18 protein-coding genes are annotated in these 19,707 nt (G+C 60.9%); 10 read left to right on the top strand and 8 right to left on the bottom strand.

Going from position 1 to position 19,707, the window contains the following annotated elements; genetic code table 11:
- Window positions 1-25: 25 nt before the first annotated feature.
- Both VDQ28_RS08800 and VDQ28_RS08795 read right to left on the bottom strand, forming a co-directional pair.
- A complete protein-coding gene (locus VDQ28_RS08800; RefSeq protein ID WP_323035589.1) occupies window positions 26-1,069 on the bottom strand; it encodes a methyltetrahydrofolate cobalamin methyltransferase in 1,044 nt (347 codons plus the stop codon).
- Window position 1,070: 1 nt separating this feature from the next.
- Window positions 1,071-2,009, bottom strand: a complete 939-nt coding sequence (locus tag VDQ28_RS08795) for a methylenetetrahydrofolate reductase (RefSeq protein ID WP_323035588.1) — start codon at window positions 2,007-2,009, stop codon at window positions 1,071-1,073.
- 236 nt (window positions 2,010-2,245) lie between these two features.
- Here VDQ28_RS08795 and VDQ28_RS08790 point away from each other — a divergent pair, with 236 nt between their 5' ends.
- Genes VDQ28_RS08790 through VDQ28_RS08770 form a run of 5 tightly spaced genes read left to right on the top strand, consistent with a single transcriptional unit; the run spans window position 2,246 to window position 7,166 of the window.
- The gene (locus tag VDQ28_RS08790; protein WP_323035587.1) at window positions 2,246-3,454 is read left to right on the top strand and encodes a uroporphyrinogen decarboxylase family protein; all 1,209 of its coding nucleotides are present in this window, start codon (window positions 2,246-2,248) and stop codon (window positions 3,452-3,454) included.
- Window positions 3,451-4,227: an HpcH/HpaI aldolase family protein gene (locus VDQ28_RS08785; RefSeq protein WP_323035586.1), complete on the top strand. Its 777-nt coding sequence runs from the start codon at window positions 3,451-3,453 to the stop codon at window positions 4,225-4,227. Before VDQ28_RS08790 ends, VDQ28_RS08785 begins: the two co-directional genes overlap by 4 nt.
- Complete coding sequence (locus tag VDQ28_RS08780; RefSeq protein WP_323035585.1) at window positions 4,224-5,456, top strand: hypothetical protein; 1,233 nt, start codon at window positions 4,224-4,226, stop codon at window positions 5,454-5,456. Before VDQ28_RS08785 ends, VDQ28_RS08780 begins: the two co-directional genes overlap by 4 nt.
- Window positions 5,456-6,442: a hydroxyacid dehydrogenase gene (locus tag VDQ28_RS08775; RefSeq protein WP_323035584.1), complete on the top strand. Its 987-nt coding sequence runs from the start codon at window positions 5,456-5,458 to the stop codon at window positions 6,440-6,442. Before VDQ28_RS08780 ends, VDQ28_RS08775 begins: the two co-directional genes overlap by 1 nt.
- Window positions 6,432-7,166 (top strand): cytochrome b561 domain-containing protein, encoded by a 735-nt coding sequence (locus VDQ28_RS08770; protein WP_323035583.1) that lies wholly within the window; start codon window positions 6,432-6,434, stop codon window positions 7,164-7,166. Before VDQ28_RS08775 ends, VDQ28_RS08770 begins: the two co-directional genes overlap by 11 nt.
- Before the next feature lie 24 nt (window positions 7,167-7,190).
- On the opposite strand, the gene VDQ28_RS08765 is transcribed toward VDQ28_RS08770, so the two are convergent.
- Window positions 7,191-7,832 carry a hypothetical protein gene (locus VDQ28_RS08765; protein ID WP_323035582.1) on the bottom strand — a complete coding sequence of 214 codons (642 nt, stop codon included), beginning with the start codon at window positions 7,830-7,832 and terminating at the stop codon, window positions 7,191-7,193.
- A 20-nt stretch (window positions 7,833-7,852) separates the two neighbouring features.
- Complete coding sequence (locus VDQ28_RS08760) at window positions 7,853-8,494, bottom strand: cobalamin-dependent protein (protein ID WP_323035581.1); 642 nt, start codon at window positions 8,492-8,494, stop codon at window positions 7,853-7,855.
- A 167-nt stretch (window positions 8,495-8,661) separates the two neighbouring features.
- On the opposite strand from VDQ28_RS08760, the gene VDQ28_RS08755 reads away from it, so the two are divergent.
- Window positions 8,662-9,714 (top strand): LacI family DNA-binding transcriptional regulator, encoded by a 1,053-nt coding sequence (locus VDQ28_RS08755; protein ID WP_323035580.1) that lies wholly within the window; start codon window positions 8,662-8,664, stop codon window positions 9,712-9,714.
- Between the two features lie 833 nt (window positions 9,715-10,547).
- On the opposite strand, the gene VDQ28_RS08750 is transcribed toward VDQ28_RS08755, so the two are convergent.
- Window positions 10,548-11,732, bottom strand: a complete 1,185-nt coding sequence (locus VDQ28_RS08750; protein WP_323035579.1) for a calcium-binding protein — start codon at window positions 11,730-11,732, stop codon at window positions 10,548-10,550.
- A 299-nt stretch (window positions 11,733-12,031) separates the two neighbouring features.
- On the opposite strand from VDQ28_RS08750, the gene rpsO reads away from it, so the two are divergent.
- Complete coding sequence (rpsO, locus tag VDQ28_RS08745) at window positions 12,032-12,301, top strand: 30S ribosomal protein S15 (RefSeq protein WP_323035578.1); 270 nt, start codon at window positions 12,032-12,034, stop codon at window positions 12,299-12,301.
- 217 nt (window positions 12,302-12,518) lie between these two features.
- Complete coding sequence (gene gdhA, locus VDQ28_RS08740) at window positions 12,519-13,868, top strand: NADP-specific glutamate dehydrogenase (RefSeq protein WP_323035577.1); 1,350 nt, start codon at window positions 12,519-12,521, stop codon at window positions 13,866-13,868.
- Between the two features lie 49 nt (window positions 13,869-13,917).
- Here gdhA and VDQ28_RS08735 read toward each other — a convergent pair whose 3' ends face one another.
- On the bottom strand, window positions 13,918-14,961 hold the full coding sequence (locus VDQ28_RS08735) for an NAD-dependent epimerase/dehydratase family protein (protein ID WP_323035576.1): 1,044 nt from the start codon (window positions 14,959-14,961) through the stop codon (window positions 13,918-13,920).
- Between the two features lie 103 nt (window positions 14,962-15,064).
- Window positions 15,065-15,520 carry a carboxymuconolactone decarboxylase family protein gene (locus tag VDQ28_RS08730; RefSeq protein ID WP_323035575.1) on the bottom strand — a complete coding sequence of 152 codons (456 nt, stop codon included), beginning with the start codon at window positions 15,518-15,520 and terminating at the stop codon, window positions 15,065-15,067.
- A 258-nt stretch (window positions 15,521-15,778) separates the two neighbouring features.
- Here VDQ28_RS08730 and pnp point away from each other — a divergent pair, with 258 nt between their 5' ends.
- Both pnp and VDQ28_RS08720 read left to right on the top strand, forming a co-directional pair.
- Window positions 15,779-17,905: a polyribonucleotide nucleotidyltransferase gene (gene pnp, locus VDQ28_RS08725; RefSeq protein ID WP_323035574.1), complete on the top strand. Its 2,127-nt coding sequence runs from the start codon at window positions 15,779-15,781 to the stop codon at window positions 17,903-17,905.
- 120 nt (window positions 17,906-18,025) lie between these two features.
- Window positions 18,026-18,574 carry an isoprenylcysteine carboxylmethyltransferase family protein gene (locus VDQ28_RS08720; protein ID WP_323035573.1) on the top strand — a complete coding sequence of 183 codons (549 nt, stop codon included), beginning with the start codon at window positions 18,026-18,028 and terminating at the stop codon, window positions 18,572-18,574.
- Window positions 18,575-18,676: 102 nt separating this feature from the next.
- Here VDQ28_RS08720 and VDQ28_RS08715 read toward each other — a convergent pair whose 3' ends face one another.
- On the bottom strand, window positions 18,677-19,705 hold the full coding sequence (locus VDQ28_RS08715) for a trans-3-hydroxy-L-proline dehydratase (RefSeq protein ID WP_323035572.1): 1,029 nt from the start codon (window positions 19,703-19,705) through the stop codon (window positions 18,677-18,679).
- Window positions 19,706-19,707 lie beyond the last annotated feature (2 nt).

Below are 19,707 nucleotides of genomic sequence, written 5' to 3'. Positions count from 1 at the left end.
CTGCGGTCACACACAAAATGGCGGCTCAGACTGGCCTGCGAGCGCGGCGGGGGCGGTTTTCCGTGCCTGCGCTGGCAACTCGGTTGAACCCGATCCATGCCGCGCCGTCCGAGTCATTTCCAGCCAGCAGGTTGGCGGCATGGACCGCCTCCATCTCCTTGCCCGCGCGTGGTCGGGTAGACCCGAGGCCAAACAGCGTGGCCAAAATCTCTGAATCAAGATCTTCGGGCACCATGATCCCGGCGGCAGCCAGCTCGGCGCGTTTAAGTTCAATTTGTTTTTTGCCAACAGGCGCGGCAACGGGGTTCATGATCGCACTGGTCATACCGGCGGCAATCGCCATTGGCAGGAAAGCATTGTTGATCCCGTGCCGGTTGGGCAAGCCGAAAGACACGTTTGATGCGCCGCAGGTCGTGTTCACCCCCAACTCCTCGCGCAAGCGCCGAACCAGCGCAAAAACCTGCGCGCCCGCAGTCGGCACCGCCCCGACCGGCATGACCAGCGGGTCCACCACAATATCATGCGCCGGAATGCCAAAATCAGCGGCGCGTTGAACGATCTTTTTGGCCACGGCAAACCGCACATCCGGGTCTTGGTTGATCCCCGAATCGTCATTGGAGATGGCGACCACCGGCACGTTGTATTTCTTCACCAACGGCAGCACCAACTCCAACCGCTCCTCCTCACCGGTGACCGAGTTCAGCAGCGGACGCCCCTCGCAGACCGCAAGCCCCGCCTCAAGCGCGCCGGGCACCGAGGAGTCGATACAAAGCGGCACATCAACCAGGCCCTGCACCAGCCTGATCAACTTGGTCATAAGTTCCGGCTCGGTCTGGTTTGGATCGGGGTTCATGTTGAACACCACCCCAGCATTGATATCGAGCACCGTGGCACCAGCCGCGACCTGCGCCAGGGCATCCGCCTCAACGGTTGAAAAATCGCCTGCCTCCAATTCGGCGGCCAGCTTCTTGCGGCCAGTCGGGTTGATTTGCTCTCCGATCACGCAGAACGGCTGGTCAAAGCCCATAATGACAGTGCGGGTTTTGCTTTCGATGATGGTGCGGGTCATGTCAGCCTCTTGGTTCCATGGGGGTGGCAGATACGGTGTCGCATGTCGCAGCGGCCCAATTGGCAGCCGCGCCAATCCCGCCGAGTGGAAAGAAATGGACCGTTTCGATATTGAAATCGGGATGTGCGGCTTTGTGCGCGGCCAGGTCGGCGATGATCTGATCGGGCGCAAAGGGCAGCAGGAGCTTGCTCAAATCGCGCGCGCGATTTTGGAGCACTTTCAACGAAGGACCAACGCCACAAGCGATCGAGAACTTGATCAGGGTTTGCAATTTTGCGGGGCCGGCGATGCCGATATGGATCGGCAGGTCGATGCCCGCGGCACGCAGACGGTCGGCCCAGGCAATAACCGGGGCCGCCGAAAAACAAAACTGGGTGGTGATCGCCATGCGCGCATTGCTGCGGCGGCTGAAATCTTGCTTCCAGTGCAGCGCGTCCATCACCGCGCGGTCCGACCCGTCGGGATCAATGTCGCGGTTGCCTTCGGGATGGCCCGCGACATGCAGGCGGGTGAAGCCCGCGCGATCAAACAGCCCGGTTTCAAGCAACTGCATCGAGGAGTCGAAGTCACCCCGCGCCGCCCGCAGCCCTCCGGCCAGCAGCAGCGCCTGATCAACCCCTGCCTCGCCCTGATAACGGGCGATCCAATCGGCCAGCTCGGCCTTGTCGCGAAGGAGCCGGGCCGGGATATGCGGCATCACCACAAAGCCTTCGCGGGCGATTCGCCGTGCGGTGGCAACCATATCGTCAATCGGGGTGCCATCGATGTGTGCAATGTAAACGCGGGTGCCCTGGGGCAGGATGGCGCGGAAATCCGCGACCTTTTCCGCTGTTCGAGGCATCACCTCGATCGAATAGCCCGCTAGCAGAGCCCCGACTGCCGGGCCCGGCGGCTGCGGCGCCGCTGCCGGGCCAGATCTAATGAAATTCATCAATGCCATCGTCGCACCCCTGAAGCAAAGTCGATCGGGCCTTGATATCACCAATGCATGCGCAGTCACAAATATTCATTCATGGACTGTGACTTTCTGTCGCAAGGAGCGTATCACCTGATAAACCTTATATACAAACAGCGTTTCTCTTTGCTATCTTCCAAATTGAATGCGCAGTCATGTAGAACGGTTATGCGCTGATTCAAATTACATCGGCGGATTTTCTGCCGGAAAGGGGCTGGCCGATGGCAATGACACCAAGGGAAAACTTCAAGGCCGCTATGGACCGCAACGGGCCCGAATGGGTGCCGATCGACATGGGCAAGCATATCGGCTCGATCCACAAAAAACATTACGCCGACCTCGAACGCCGCCTGGCGCAGGTGGGGCTGAAGAATGGCGAGGTGATTCTTGACCGGATGGCGCAGACCATCGTCCCCGACGAGGCGCTGTTACAGCATTTCAACGTCGATTTCCGCTGGCTGGTGCCGAACTGGGTGCAGGTCACGGAGCGCGATGATGTTGACGGTTATATTGATATGTGGGGCGTGCCTTACCGCGGCGCCGAGGGCGACCACTACGCGGTTGACGGCGCGCCGCTGAAGGGTGCCGAGACCATCGCCGATATAGAGGCCTATGCCTGGCCCGACCCCGAGGACCCAGCGCAATTCGCAGGGCTTGGCGCGCGCGCCCGTGACCTTTTTGAAAACACCGGCTATGTCATCGGGGCCGACGCGATCAAGGCCGGCCCGCTGATGAGTTGCCTGCAAATCCGCGGCTATGAACAGTTCTTCGTCGACATGATGGTCAACCCCGAATTCAGCGATGCCCTGATGCAAAAGGTCACCGACCTGCTGTGCCGGATGTGGTCGCGTTTCATGGACGAGGTCGGCCCCTATGTGCAAATCGCCTATGTGACCGACGATCTGGGCACGCAAACCTCGCTGCTTTTGTCGCCCAAGCTTTACCGCAAGCGCGTGAAGCCATTTCACACGCAGTTGCACCAGCACATCAAAAGCTGCGCCAACGTCAAGCTGATGATGCATACCGATGGTGCGGTACTGCCGCTGATCGAGGATCTGATCGAGACCGGAGCGGACATCCTGAACCCCGTCCAGACCTCGACCAAAGGCATGGACGACACCGCCGCGCTAAAGGCGAAATTTGGTGACCGGTTGGCGTTTCACGGTGCGATGGACGTGCAGCAGATGATGCCAAACGCCACCCTTGAGGAGTTGCGCTGGGAGGTCGCCAGTCGGATGCAAGACCTTGGCCATGATGGCGGTTTTATCATCGCCCCGTGCCACAATATCGGCCATGATATCCCGCTGGAAAACACCCTCGCCTTTTTCAAGATGGTGCATGAATTGGGCCGCTACCCGCTGGATCTTGACTCGGTGCTGGCGCGCAAGGCGTCGTATTTTGAACGCCTCAATCGCGAGGGCGAAGCATGACCCCGAACGCCCGTTTCAAGCAACGGCTGACAGCGCGCGAACCGCTGGTCGGCTGCTTTATCAAAACCCCGCATCCGATCATCATCGAGGTGCTGGGTGCGGGGCCGCTGGATTTTCTGGTGCTCGACGCCGAACACGCCGCCTTTGATCGCGCCGCCATTGACATGTGCCTGCTTGCGGCCCGCGCAGTGGGCGTGGCGGTGTTGGTGCGGGTGCCTGATGATGCGCCGTCAACACTCCTCAACGCGCTGGATTGTGGGGCCGCCGGGGTTGTGGTGCCACATGTGACCAGCGTCGAGCAGGCCCGCGCACTGGCACTGGCCATGCATTACCGCCCCGGCGGGCGCGGTATCGCCGGCACCACCCGCGCCGGTGGCTATGGCATGCGACCGCTGGCTGAATACCGCCGGATTGCGGGCGAAGAGGTGTCCTTGATCTGCCAGATCGAGGATCGCGAAGGCGTCGACTGTGCTGCCGGTATCGCTGCAGTCGATGGCGTCGACGGGTTGTTTCTGGGTCGCGCTGATCTGTCGGTGTCTTACGGGTTTGCGGATTTCAACGACCCTGAAATCACCAGGATCTGCGACACGGTGCTGGCCGTCCAAGGGGCTGCCCTGGGCCTGTTCTGCGCGCCGGGAGAGCCTGTCGGCCCTTGGCGACAAAAAGGGGCAAGCTTTGTCATCTCCGGCTCCGACCACTCTTTCCTGACGCAAGGCGCCAAAGATCTTGCCACCGCCACCCGCCCCGATCCGACCCGAAAGGAGACCCCATGACAACCGATCTTCTGATCCCCGATCACGCCCATAACATGCGCATTCTGGGCCATTCCGACCAAGGAGGCCGCGCTGATGGCATCCAGGTGATGGTGTCTGGCGGCTATGCCTATGTCGGGCATGTTTTCAGCAACGGATTTTCGGTGATCGACGTGCGCGATCCGAAGGCCCCCAAATGCGTCAAACACATCCCGCAACCCGGCAATACATGGAGCCAGCACGTCCAGACCCATGGCGATATCCTGATCGTCAACAACATGCGCAATATGCTGGATGCCCATGAATATTACAAAGGCTCCATCGGCAACAAGATCGACGTCGTCGCGCTCGAAAAGGATTTCGCTGCGGGTATCCGCGTCTATGACATCGCGGACCGGGCCAACCCGCGCGAGATCGGCTTTCTGGAAATCCCCGGCCTTGGCGTGCATCGGGTGTATTGGGATGGTGGCGATTGGGCTTATCTTTCAGCGCTGCCGCCGGGTTTTACCGACGACATCCTGATGATCGTGGATTTCCGCAATCCAGCAAAACCACAGGTCGTCAGCCAGCTTTGGTTGCCCGGCATGAACAAGGCCGCCGGTGAGACGCAAAGCTGGCACCCCGACCGACGCTATGCCTTGCATCATGCCATCGTAAAGGGCGATCTGGCCTGCGGTGCCTGGCGTGATGGAGGCGTGACGTTGATCGACGTCGCCGACCGGTACAATCCAAAGATCCTGTCGCACGACAATCTGTGCCCGCCCTTTGCCGGGCATACCCACAACACCCTGCCGCTGCCCGGTCGCGGTTTGATGTTTGTGGTGGAGGAGGCGCTGTTCGATCATTGCGGCGATGGCGTCAAGCGCAACTGGGTTTACGACATCCGCGAGCCGGGCAATCCGGTGACGATTTCCTCAACCCCGATCCCCGATGATGCCGACTATGTCGCCAAAGGCGGTCAGTTCGGTCCACATAACGTGCATGAAAACCGCTCTGAAGGGTATCAGAGCGAGGGCTTGATGTTTGTCAGCTACCAAAACGCGGGCGTGCGCGTGTTTGATATCTCCGACCCGTTCCGCCCTGACGAGGTCGCGGCCTGCGTCCCTCCGGCACCGAAAAAGCTGATGGACCCGACCCCGAACCGCCCGTTGGTGATCGATACCGTCGATGTCTTTGTCGATAAACAGGGCCTTGTCTATGCCACCGACATGAACGCCGGGCTGTATATCATGGAAATGGAGGGGCTTTGATGGCGAAGGTGGTAATCGCGGGCCGGATCCATCCGGCGGGCATGGCATTGCTGGAGGCCGAGCCGGGGTTGGAAATCGATCTGATCCTTGATCCCGGCGCGGCGTTGCCGATGGCACGACTGGCGGATGCCGAGGCGCTGCTGATCCGCTACGGCGTGCTGAGCGCCACGCAAGCGGCGGCGATGCCCAAGCTACGCGTCGTGTCGCGTCATGGCGTCGGTTGCGACAACCTGCCGGTGCAGGAATTGGCCGCGCTTGGGGTGCCTGTCACCATCGTCGGCGCGGTCAATGCGGTTTCGGTGGCCGAACAGGTGTTGGCGATGTTGCTCGCCTTGACCAAGCAGATCGGGGCCTATGACGCGGCCGTGCGCAGCGGCAACTGGGCGATCCGCGACAGTCTTGCGGTGGTCGAGCTTTCGGGGCGCAAGCTGTTGCTGCTGGGCTTTGGTCGCATCGGTCGGGAGGTTGCGCGACGCGCAACCGCCTTTGACATGGACGTACTGGTCCACGACCCTTATGTCACCGATGCCGAAATTCACGCCGCAGGCTGCACGCCGACGGCCGATTGGCGCGCAGTGCTGCCCGAGATTGACGCACTTAGCCTGCATTTGCCGGCAGGCCCCGAAACGCGAGGGCTGATCGGCAGCGCCGAGCTTGCCCGAATGAAACCGACGGCCCTGATTATCAATGCCGCACGCGGCGGTCTGGTGGATGAAGCTGCTCTGCATGCCGCGCTCAGCGGGCGGATGGCGGCGGGCGGTGCAGGGCTCGACTGTTTCGCCGACGAGCCCCCCTCCCCCGACCTGCCATTGCTGCGTCTGCCCAATGTCGTGCTCAGCCCCCATTCTGCGGCGCTTAGCCAAGAGGCGGCACAGCGCATGGGTGAGGTCGCAGCCCGCAACGTCATCGCCGGATTGAAAGGCTGCCTCGACCCTGCCCTGATCTTCAACCGCAAGGCGCTCAAGGAGGCCGGTCATGCTGCCTGAAGTCCCAACCGAGGGCCGGATACCGTTTCTCGATCTGACGATTCCGATCCATTGGGAAAACCATGCGATCCTGATGTTCGGCATCTGGTTCGTGCTGGTGCCGTTCGCGATCATGGTCGTCCGTTTCGGCAAGGGTAAGCCCACCACCTACGGCATTCCGCGCGGGACGCCCAAATGGGCCTTTCCCGAGGTGTGTTGGGCGTTGCATTTCTATGGGCTTTACACTGCGATCCTGCTCGCCCTCGCCGGAGCCGGTTTTGCAATGCTGCTCACAGGTGGCTTTTCCGGCTCGCTGCACGCCTGGTTTGGTGTGGGGACGATTGGACTTGGCGTCTTGCAGATCATCTCGGCGCAATTTCGCGGTAGCCATGGCGGGCGCAAGGCGCCGACCTCTGACCCCGATGACCGCACGACTTGGGGCGGCGACCATTTCGACATGACCCCACAACGCTGGTGGTTCGAGGCATGGCACAAAACTGCGGGCTATTTCGCGCTGTTTCTGGCGGGCGGCGCGGTGGCCACGGGCCTGTCACAATTCTGGGTGCTGGGCATCGCGATTGCGCTGGCCGTCGTGGTTATCGGCGGCTTGATCACGGCGGTGGTGTTGCAGGGGCGCGGCTATAACCATGACACCTATCTGTCGGTTTATGGCACCCACCCTGACCACCCTTTCAACCGCCGCCGTTTCGCGCAGATGCTGGAAGAAAAGGACCGAAAACCCTGATCAGGCCACCGCAAGCGCAAGGTTCTAGCGGGCCACGGCAAGGCCAAGGATAGAATTCAACGGCTGAAAGCAGCCGGTGTCGGTGACGCTGACACCAGGATTGGCCGTATCAAAAACCGACAAAAGCGCCTGCACCCGGGCCGGATCCCAAACCCGCGGCAATCCGCATACGTCACTGGCCATAACCGGGATTCGCCGAAGCCTGTCATTGGGGTGGCGCGCCTGCAAAAGCCGATGCGCCGCGCGGCCAAGCGCAAACAATACCTCGTTGCCCAGATCGGACAACACATGATGCGCGGCGTAATCGCCCCCAAGCCAGTCGAAGGCGCTGGATTGGCTGTAGTTGAGGGTGAGCAGATAGGCGATGACCCTGCCACCGTCGGCGACATCGCGGGCAAGCGCGTCGTCCGCCAGCGTGACGCGGTCGGCGATTTGGCTCTGCCCCGCCGCCACATGAACCCCGACTGGCATGAACAGCGCCTGTGGCCGGGCCAGCGCCATGATGCACCCGGCCGACCGACGCAGCAATTCCTCCAACCCGGCAGCCTTTGCCCCACCCTTTGCCAGCGGCTTTGCATACCGCACCTGCCGTCGCAGCCGCGCACCGGCGATATCCAGCAGCCCAGCCAGCGGCACATCAGCGATTTCAGGCCCCTGCCGAGTCATCAGGCGCACGCCGCCAAAGCTCAGGCTTCCATGCCAAGGGCGCGCTTCACGGCCCTGACAGCGCCCGGCGCATCCTCGCCAAAGGCGTCGGCGCCGATCATGTCGGCATATTGCTGGGTCACAACTGCGCCACCAATCACGATTTTGGCGGTATTGCTGTGCTGGCGCAAGTGATTCACGGCGATTGCCATCTGCGGTTTCGTCGTGGTCAAAAGCGCGCTGAGGCAAACCACCTGGTTGCCACGGGCAACCGCCTGTTCAAAGGCCTCAACCGTCACATCAACCCCCAAATCCTCGACTTCGAACCCGGCCCCCTTCAACATCATCACGACCAAATTCTTGCCAATATCGTGCAGATCGCCTTTGACGCTGCCGATACAAACCCGCGCAACCGGTTCATGGCCGGTATTGGCCAGCACCGGCTCAATAATATCAATGCCGCCCTGCATCGCACGGGCCGCAACCAGCATTTCGGGCACAAAAATCTCGCCGGATGAAAACTGCTCACCGACTGCGGCCATTGCCGGGATCATCGCATCATTCAAAATCTGGCCCAGGTCGGCACCCGCATCGCGCGCCTTAGAGACCAGGGCAACCACCGTGCCACGATCGCCATCGCAAATCGCCTCGAACAGGTCGTCCATCTCGTCATCAGTCAGCATCGGCTCAATCTTTCAATGACAGTATTGCATGCGCATTCATTAACATGCAATAATGCAGCCTGTCAAGTTTTGCATCGATGCTTTATGCACAATAGGCTTTCCAAACCGGGCTGCCTGCACTAGCCATGACAAGCCGAAAACCTGATCTGGATTGCGCAAAAAACGAGATGACACAGAGAAGATCCGTTACGTCCTACGATGTTGCACAGGCTGCGAATGTGTCGCAGTCGGCGGTTTCGCGGGCCTTCTCGGCGAATGCATCCATTTCTGAGAATACCCGAAAGCGCGTGTTGGATGCAGCGCGCCAGCTTGGATATACGCCCAATGCCATAGCGCGCAGCATGTCGACCGCGCGCAAGGAACTGCCCCAGAAGTCGGGCATGGTCGGCGTGATCGTGACCCGGTTGGAGGATCCGTTCTTCGCCCATACCATCGCGCATTTCAGTCGCGACCTGCAGGCCCGCGGCTGGCATATGCTGCTGTTTACGGTCGACAGCCAAGCCGAAGTCGATGACGCGCTCAGCGGGCTTTTGCAATATCAGATCGATGGCGTGATCATATTGTCCGCAATCCTCAGCGACCACATGGCCAATGTCTGCCACGCTCAGGGCACGCCGGTTTTGCTCTACAACCGCAATGCCAAGACGCCCGCTCTCAGCTCCATCGGGATCGAGAATTATGCGGGTGGTCGGCTTGCCGCCGATATCTTGCGCGAGGCAGGCCATGACCGGATCGCCTTTGTTGGCAGCGATGGCAATGACGATACATCGCGCGAACGCGAGGCGGGCTTTGTGGCAAGGTTGGCGGAAGACGGGCTCTCGCTTTTCCAACGCGAAAGCGGCGACTATACCTTTGTCAGCGGGCGCGAGGCCGGGCTACGGCTCTTTGCGCGCGCCGAGCGCCCCGACGCCGTGTTCTGCGCCAGTGACGTTATGGCCCTTGGTGTGCTGCATGCCGCGAAGTTCGAACTGGGGCTCCGCGTGGCGCAGGATTTCTCGCTGGTCGGCTTCGATGACATCCCCGCCGCCTCTTGGCCGGGCCACAGGCTCACCACCATCCGCCAGCCGATTCAGGCGATGATCCGTCAAGCCGTGGAAATTTTGGCGGCGCGGATGGAAAACTCCGATCTGGCGCCACAGACGACCCGCGTTCCCGGCACTTTGATTTTGCGCGAAACAGTCCGCGGCATCGGCCCTTCAACAAGCGCGACGTTCAGCTAGGCTCGTTTTTGCGCAACACCGCACCAACGAGGGCACACCGACCCTCGTGGTCAGCGGTGGTTCGGTTTGTCTGAACAGGTTCCGGCGGGGCCTTGAGTGTGAGCTATCGCCCGAAATACGGACACCGACGCACGCTATGTTTTGTTGTCTGTTGATCGTCAATCCGAAGCAGATCGACGATGTTGAAACAGAGGCGACATCACCCGGAATTCAAGGCCAAGGTCGCGGTGGAGGCTCCGTAGGGCGAGGACACGCTCCGCGAATTGGCCAGTCGATTTGGCGTCCATCGGTTCCCGGCAGGTGTTTGCAAGCAACCACCGTGAGGCAACGATGATCCCGCCATGGACGCGCGTTTTGCCCGGCAACACAGGCTTGCATAGTGAGAGGGCAAGGCAGGCATCAGAAAATGAACCACGTTCTACAATCTTCAGCGCCCCATTCCCCGCTTTACGCCACCGCGCCCGGCGCGTTTGCCACAGCTGTCGGCACACCCAGCCGGTCGGCGCGGATTTTTCACCAAACTGGCGGTCAGGCAAGGCGTCGATCCAGTCGCGTCGGCTAAGGCAGGGCGCGGGTCAGACCCCAATCTACCCATGCGCATCTATGCCCATGTAAAGACCGATGGGGCTGACGTCGGGCGTGGTTTCGTACAATCTATGTACAAGCGCCGCCCGCCGAAAAAACCAAGCATAAGAAAACAAAGAAAGATCAGAAAAATGAATGCCCCCCAATGAGCCGATTAGCGGTTCGAAATCCACGCGGGGTCACCAAATCAAGTTTGCATCGCGGCCAACAGCGATCGGGTGCAGCGGTGCGTCGGGTTCATGGCCTTCTCAACCGTTGGCATTGCCGCTGATCGCCGTCAACGTCACGCTGCTCACGTCCAACAACTCGACACCGGTCAGAAAGGCGACGACCTGGCCATCCAGATACACGTTCAGCCCGCCAAGCTCAGGGTCGTATGCCGTACTGATCTCGGGCAATTGTCCGGTCTCATCATAGGCAACGGACAGGACGTCGGTTTGCGGGTCAAAATCGCTGATCAAAGCCGGTTCATCGGGGTCAATCCAAGACCCCAAAACAAACGTATCGGCACCCTCGCCGCCGCTGGCCGTGTCGCCGCTGCCGAGAATCAGCACGTCGTCGCCCTCGCCGCCGTTCAGCACATCCGCGCCGTCAACGTCGCGCCCCGAGGCATCCGGCGTGAAGCCGTGTATCGTATCGTTTCCGGCACCGCCGAACGCAACATCCGCACCCGTTCCCGTGACCAGAACATCGTCGCCATAGCCGCCTTGCAGCGTGTCGTCATCGGCGCCACCATACAGGCTGTCGTTGTCTTCGCCACCGATCAAGGCGTCATTTCCAGACCCGCCAATCAACAACCCGTCACCTGACCCGGACACGAGCGAATCGTCGCCCACCCCGCCGGTCAATGTGTCAGCACCCCGGCCACCGATCAGCGTATCATTGCCATGTTTGCCGATCAGCTCATCGTTGCCATCTTGCCCTTCCATCCAGTCATCGCCAGCACCGCCAACAAGGGTGTCATTGCCGTCACCCCCTGCGGTTTGATCGCCGTCATCGTCCAGCGTGATGTAATAGTCCGATGGCGTTTGCAGCGGTATGTCACTGCTCAAAAAGTCGTCATGAAACCAATCATCGACATTTGCGGTGTCTGCATCATCGGGCGCGTTGTGAATCGGCAATCTGTCATCTGTCGCCTCGTCAGTCTCGCTCTCGGGTTCTGGCGACTGTGATGGCGGATCGTTTTCCGACGGCGCGTCATTTTCGTCAGCATCCGGTGATGCATCGGAGTCCGTGTGTTCCGCTTCCTGGGTCGTCGTTGACGCATCCACGTCCGTCAGCAGGTCGCCCAATTGCTGACCAAACTCGTCGTGCGACTGTGCCTCATCTTCGGGACCAGCGCCGTCCGCATCATCCGAAACGTCGTTTCCCATAAAAACGTCGGACATGCTGGAGGCAACCAACACCCCGACCAACCCCACGAGCATCCACATTCCAGCCCCCTTGCCGCCAGTCGCGGCCCCAATACACCCGGCAGCCATTAAACAGGTGAAACATGAACAAAGCGCGATCATTGGCGACTGGAAAGCCCGAATCTCTGAAAATGGTTAACGCATCAGCAACCCTTTCCTGACAGCCGGCCCTGGTGCTTTGATCGGTTCTTGCCCTGCGCCCGAATCTCGCCTATACGCGCGCATCCTTCGCCCGTGAACCATCGCGGGCCGGATACTCCACGGGCCCTGCTGGACGACATCCCGGCTTGCGCCTTTCACTTTTTTCAAAGGAGACCCCGATGTCGATTACCGTCGAAGAAAAACAGCGCCTGATCAAGGAATTCGCAACCAAAGAAGGCGACACCGGTTCGCCCGAAGTCCAGGTTGCGATCCTGACCTCGCGGATCACCACCCTGACTGAGCACTTCAAGTCCCACAAGAAAGACAACCACTCGCGTCGTGGTCTTTTGATGATGGTGGCCCAGCGTCGCAAACTTCTGGACTACACGCGTTCGCAAAGCGAAGAGCGTTACAAGTCGCTGATCGGCCGGCTCGGCATCCGCCGCTAAGCCGCGTCAGGTCTGGACAATCAAGCGCCCGTTGGAAACAGCGGGCGTTTTTCATGCGCGCAACCGAAGCGGCGCGAAACGTCGGTCCAATCCGCGCTGACTTTTGCTGAAAAACGGCGAAAAGTTGAACAGGTGCACTTTCCAACGGCACGGAATCCTTTTACGCCCTGTTCACGACGCAGCGCCCGATTTGACGCCGCGCGAAGGAGACCCAAACATGCCGAAACTCGACGAGAAACTGGAGCCAATCCTGAACACGGTGATCCAGCGCAACGCCGGCGAACCTGAATTCCATCAGGCTGCGCGCGAAGTGCTGGAAAGCCTGGGCCGGGTGATTGCGAAACATCCCTACTACCTCGACGATGCGCTGATCGAGCGGATTTGCGAGCCCGAACGTCAGATCATTTTCCGCGTGCCATGGACCGATGACAAAGGCCAGGTTCAGGTCAACCGGGGCTTTCGCGTGCAGTTCAACTCGGCGCTTGGCCCGTTCAAGGGCGGGATGCGGTTTCACCCTTCGGTGAATGTCGGCATCATCAAGTTTCTGGGCTTCGAGCAGACCTTCAAGAACGCGCTGACCGGGATGCCGATCGGCGGCGGCAAGGGTGGGTCGGACTTTGACCCCAAAGGGCGCTCGGATGCCGAAATCATGCGGTTCTGCCAGTCCTTCATGACCGAGATGTTTCGCCATCTGGGCGAATACACCGACGTGCCCGCCGGCGACATCGGTGTCGGCGGCCGCGAGATCGGCTTTCTGTTCGGCCAGTACAAGCGCCTGACCAATCGCTACGAAGCGGGTGTGTTGACCGGCAAGGGCCTGTTCTATGGGGGTTCACGCGCCCGGACCGAGGCCACCGGCTATGGCAACACCTATTTCGTCCAGCGCATGTTGGAAACCAAGGGCCAGAGCTTTGAAGGCAAGCGCTGCGTGGTGTCGGGCTCGGGCAACGTGGCGATTTATACGGTCGAAAAGATCATTGAATTCGGCGGCACGGTTGTCGCCTGTTCCGATTCCAGCGGCTATGTGGTCGATGAAAACGGCATTGATCTGGCCCTGCTGCAAGAGATCAAGGAAGTTCGCCGCCAGCGCATTTCCGAATACGCGCGCCTCAAGGGCAACGGGACGCATTTCGTCAAGGGCGGCTCGATCTGGGAAGTGCCGTGCGACGTGGCGATGCCCTCTGCAACGCAAAACGAACTCAGCGGCAAGGATGCCCGGACGCTGATCAAGAACGGTGTGATTGCAGTCGGCGAAGGCGCGAATATGCCCTCGACCCCTGAAGCCACGCACGCGTTTCAGGCGGCGGGTGTGCTGTTTGCACCCGGCAAGGCGGCGAATGCCGGCGGGGTCGCGACCTCCGCGTTGGAAATGCAGCAAAACGCCTCGCGCGATAGCTGGACCTTCGAGCAAACCGAAGCGCGCCTTGCGACGATCATGCACAACATCCACGATCTTTGTGCCCAGACCGCCGAGAAATACGGCGTGCCGGGCGATTATGTGATGGGTGCCAATATCGCCGGTTTCGTGCGCGTCGCCGAAGCCATGCGCGCGTTCGGCGTCATCTGACACCACGGCGCCCCGACCCCACGCTGACACGCCAGGGTCGGGGCGCAGTCTACACCACGCGCTTGATCAGCCCCAGCACACCACGCTTCCACGGCACCCGGTGCGACACCCCGGCCTTTGCCGCGATGTGGTCCCGGTTGGCAACGTACCAGTCGTAATTGCGCACCAAAGCCTCGATGTTGGAGAATTGCGGCACAAAGCCAAGCCGCTCGGTCAGCCGGTCGATACTGACGAAACTGTCCTTGGCGGCGGTCTCGTAGATCCACTTGTAAAGCGGTGACAGATTGACCGCCTCCAACGCGCGCAGGGTCCAGATTGCGGGGGCGGCGGGCAGGCCGATCACATGCTTGCCATAGCCGGCACGGTCCAGAACCGACTGGAAACTTTCGCGCATCGTGCCAAACCGCGCGGCACCCACGTTGAACGTGTCGTTGACCGTTTCCGCGTCTCCCTGCGCGACCAATTCGCAGACGACGCTCAGATCGCCCACGTCCAGAAGCTGATACAGATTGTGCCCCGCCCCCAGCACCGGAAAATGATGCCCGGTATAGGCGAAATCATAGAGCAATTCGAACGCGCCCAACCGCTCTGGGCCAACAAAGCTTTTGGGGCGCAGAATGGGCAGGATCAGCCCCTTCTCGCGAAACTCAAGACAGACCTCCTCGGCCCGAACCTTGGACTCGCCATAGGGCCCGACACCCTGCATCGGATCGGTTTCAAGCAGTGGGTGATGGTCCGGAATGCCATAAACCGCCGTGCTGGAGATATGCACGAACCGCGCGATGCCCCGCGCCACAGTGGCCTCCAGCATCAGTCGTGTGCCGTCAACATTGGTCGAGTGGATCTCGGCGGGATCGGCCAAGGGCAGCGCGGCGGCGCAATGCACCACCACATCCACCCCGTCAAACGCCCGGTCATGCACCGAGCGGTCGCGAATATCGCCGGTCAAGACGTCGATCTCGGCGGCCTCGGGATAGTCGAACGGCGCGATATCATAGCTGCGCACCGCATGACCCAGCGCCAGCAGGTGCCGGATCAGATTGATCCCAAGGAACCCCGCCCCGCCGGTAACCAGATAGGTTTGCACAACCATTGCCCGCCTCGTGCTCTCTTGAACAGATGACCAATAGGCGAAACGGAGAGACAACAGGTTGATCTGCGTCAATCCTGTGCAAAGCAGTCATGCCGCGCCGAGATCAGGCCTTTGTATCCGACGGATGCGGCACGCGAAATCCAACCGCCAGCCGGTTCCAGACATTGATCGTGGCGATTGCCACGGTGAGATCAACGACCTCCTTTTCACCAAACTGCGCCAGCATTTCTTGGTAGACAGCCTCGGGAATGCCGCTTTCGCTGACCAGAGTCACCGCCTCCGTCCACGCGAGCAAGGCGCGTTCCTGTGGATCAAACACCAGCGCCTCGCGCCAGACACAGACCAGGGCAATCCATTGCTCGCTCAGACCATCCTTGCGCGCTTCCTTGACGTGCATATCGACGCAATAGGCGCAGCCGTTGATCTGCGAGGCCCGCAGCTTGAGCAAATGAATGAAGCGTGGTTCAAGGGTGGTCTTGGTGTGAAGATACGTTTCCAGACCGACGACAGCCTGAAGCGCTTCTGGCGCGACTTTCCGATAATCAAGGCGACATTCCATGGCATGAACCTTTGTGTGCAGGGGGGCGACGCACGAGGCTTCACCCGGTCGCCCGAGTTTGTCAATCGTGCCGCGAACGGGCAGGTACGCCACAGGCACTTCCCAAAGCCCGGACTTTCCTGTATGCCCCGCGCATCTGAGACGCGACGCAACGACCCCGGCGTTCGACGCATGATAGATGGGGTCGGCGGCAATGGGGCCGCCATATAGAACGGGAGACCCGGAAGGCCGGGAGTGCTCCCTTACAGGAAACGCTGAATGTTCAATATTACGAAAAAATCGATCCAGTGGGGCCAAGAGACGCTTTCACTGGAAACCGGGCGTGTGGCCCGTCAGGCTGATGGCTCGGTCATCGCCACTTTGGGTGAAACCTCGGTCATGGCCAACGTGACCTATGCCCGCGCACCCAAGCCGGGGCAGGATTTCTTCCCGCTGACCGTGCACTATCAGGAACGCTATTACGCTGCCGGCAAAGTGCCAGGTGGCTTCTTCAAGCGCGAAGCCCGTCCGTCCGAAAAAGAGACGCTGACCTCGCGCCTGATCGACCGTCCGATCCGCCCGCTGTTCGTCGAAGGCTTCAAGAACGAAGTGCTGGTGATCTGCACCGTGCTGTCGCATGACCTGGTGAACGAGCCCGATGTCGTGGCGATGATCGCGGCTTCCGCGGCGCTGACCATCTCGGGCGTGCCGTTCATGGGCCCGATTGCCGCCGCCCGCGTTGGTTTCGTGGATGGCGAGTACATCCTGAACCCAGAGTGCGACGACATGCACAAGCTGCGCGAGAACCCCGAGCAGCGCCTCGATCTGGTTGTTGCCGGCACCAAAGACGCCGTGATGATGGTCGAATCCGAAGCCTATGAGCTGTCGGAAGCCGAAATGCTGGGTGCTGTGAAATTCGCCCATGACGCCTGTCAGCCGGTGATCGACCTGATCGTCGATTTCGCCGAAGACTGCGCCAAAGAGCCGTTCGACTTCACCCCGCCGGATTATTCGGCCCTGCTGGCACGCCTGAAAACACTCGGTGAAACCGAGATGCGCGCCGCATTCGCCATCCGCGACAAGCAACAGCGCGTCACCGCGATTTCGGCGGCCCGCGACGGCATCATGGCCCAACTGACCGAAGACGAGCTGGCCGACGCGAACCTTGGCGCGGCGATGAAGAAGCTCGAAGCCTCGATCCTGCGCGGCGGCATCATCAACGGCGAACCCCGTATTGATGGCCGCGACACCAAGACCGTGCGCCCGATCGTGTCGGAAACCTCGGTTCTGCCGCGGACCCACGGCTCGGCGCTGTTCACCCGTGGTGAGACGCAAGCCCTGTGTATCGCCACCCTGGGCACCGGCGACGATGAGCAGTTCATCGACGCGCTGACCGGCACCTCGAAGTCGAACTTCCTGCTGCACTACAACTTCCCGCCCTATTCGGTCGGCGAAGTGGGTCGTTTTGGCCCTCCCGGCCGTCGCGAAATCGGTCACGGCAAGCTGGCATGGCGCGCCCTTCAGGCCGTTCTGCCTGCCGCCACCGACTTCCCCTACACGATCCGTATCGTGTCCGAGATCACCGAATCGAACGGCTCCTCGTCGATGGCCTCCGTGTGCGGTGGCTCCTTGTCCATGATGGACGCGGGCGTTCCGCTGAAGGCTCCGGTCGCCGGTGTGGCGATGGGTCTGATCCTTGAGGATGATGGCCGTTTCGCCATTCTGACCGATATTCTGGGCGACGAGGATCACCTCGGCGACATGGATTTCAAGGTTGCAGGCACCGAAGCCGGGATCACCTCGCTGCAAATGGACATCAAGGTGTCCGGCATCACGGTTGAGATCATGGAGCAAGCTTTGGCCCAGGCCAAGGAAGGCCGTCTGCACATTCTCGGCGAGATGAGCAAGTCGCTGGCCGCGCCTTCGGGCTTCAGCCAATACGCGCCAAAGATCGAAACGATGCAGATCCCGACCGACAAGATCCGTGAAGTGATCGGCTCGGGCGGCAAGGTCATCCGCGAGATCGTCGAGGTTTCGGGTGCCAAGGTCGACATCAACGATGACGGCGTGATCAAGATTGCCTCGAACGATCAAGAGGCGATCAAGAAGGCCTATGACATGATCTATTCGATCGTGGCCGAACCCGAGGTCGGCAAGATCTACACCGGCACCGTGGTGAAGATCGTCGATTTCGGCGCCTTCGTGAACTTCTTCGGCAAGCGTGACGGCTTGGTGCATGTGTCGCAGATCGCGCCGCAGCGCCTGAACCACCCGTCCGACCTGCTCAAGGAAGGTCAGGAAGTGAAGGTCAAGCTGTTGGGCTTCGACGATCGCGGCAAGGTCCGCCTGGCGATGAAGATGATCGACCAGACGACCGGCGAAGAGATCAAGGAAAGCGCTGAGTAAGCGCCACCACGCATGAAAACGAAAAGCCCCGGTTTCTGACCGGGGCTTTTTTGACAATTACCCTTGCATCTACAGCGACTGTAGATGCTACGCCCCACCTGAACACAGGAGGAGGCGTTCATGATTCTGTACATCCAAGCCCTCGGGATAAGCGTTTCGGTGCTGGCCACCGTCCTGATCCTTTGGAGCCTCGCCGTTCCAACAAAGCGCATCTGGCCGTCGAACGAACCCTCGCGACGGACGACAGCACTGGTCTGGGCCATGACCTTCGCACTGGCGGTGTCGATCATTGGGCTTGCACTTTTGGGCTGGGGGCAGGCCGATCTGCCGCTTTGGCTGCGTATCGGCGTTGGTCTGCCGCTGTTGGCTGCGGGAAATATCGTCGTCTGGCGCGAGGCTGGCCGATTTGGCGCAAAGCAGACGATGGGCGGCGCAGGGGTTTTGCTGACGGACGGATTCTATCGCTACAGCCGCCACCCGCAATATGTCGCGGATATCGCGTTATGCGTGGGCTGGTTTCTGGTGTCGGCGTCGCTGGCCGCCCTGCCCGTCATCATCGGCGCAATCATCGTTCTGATCCTTGCGCCGTTTGCCGAGGAGCGCTGGCTGGAAGACGTTTATGGCAACGCGTATCGCGACTATCGCCAGCAAGTGCGACGCTTCCTGTAGCGTCCTCGGGTCGTCGTGTTATGACGGTGCGTGCAAGCACACACCCTACGAGACGTTGGTTCATGTGGTAGGGTGTGTGCTTGCACGCACCATGCCTCGCGATCACGCCCCCGGCCAGGTATCCGACAACCGATACCCACGCGGCCAGGGATCGTCCGGGTCCAGCATCAGTTGCGACGTGCCTGTCAGCCACGCGCGACCGCTGATTTCGGGCGTCACGGTCGGCGTGTCGCCCATCATCCCGGTCTCGATGATCTTGCCCTGAAACTGCGAACCGATCAGCGAATAGGCGGTCAGCGGCACGCGTGACTCGATCTGGCCGCGTGCGCGCAGCAGGGCAAGTCGTGCCGAAACCGCTGTCCCCGTCGGCGAACGGTCGATCTTGCCCGGCTCGATCGCAACGGCGTGGCGGGTAACCGGCCCTTCTGGCCCGTCGGTTAGCGGCCCCGCGAACAGGCAGAACGAGATGTGTTGCCAGTCCCGATTCCGCGGGTGATGAAAGCCCAGCTGTTTATTGGCATTGTTGGTGATCCGCACGCCCAGCTCAGCCAGATCACGCGCCTCATCGGGGGTCAGATCGAAGCCCAGCGCGGCGGCATCGACCACCACGAAACTGTCACCGCCATAAGCCGTATCGACCCGCAGCAACCCCACGCCCGGCACCTCGAGAAGCGCATTCATCCGGCCGACGAAACTGGGCACGTTTTGCACATGCACGCGCGTCACCCGCCCACGGTCGCACTCGGCGCGGACATGAACCACCCCGCCCGGGGCCTCCAGAACCAGATGCGTCACCGGCTCGATCATCGGCACAATCCCGGTTTCCAGCAGCACCGTACTGACGCAGATCGAGTTTGACCCCGACATCGGCGGCGTGTGCATCGGTTCCATGATGATGAAGCCCATATCGGCGCGCGGGTCTTTGGGCGGCACCAACAGATTCACATGCCGAAAGACGCCGCCGCGCGGTTCGTTCAAGACGAAATCGCGCAACGCGCCGTGCGCGTGGATCCACCGTGACTGCGCCCACAAGGTGTCGCCGGGCGGCGGCGCAACGCCACCGACAATCACGTCGCCGACCTCGCCCTCGGCATGGCAGCCGACAATCTGGATCAGCGTTTGGCTGCGCATTC

This window comes from Pararhodobacter sp. (genome assembly GCF_034676545.1).
GTDB lineage: Bacteria > Pseudomonadota > Alphaproteobacteria > Rhodobacterales > Rhodobacteraceae > Pararhodobacter.
Note: the sequence above shows the minus strand (reverse complement) of the source record. Positions and strands in the feature narration are given on the sequence as shown.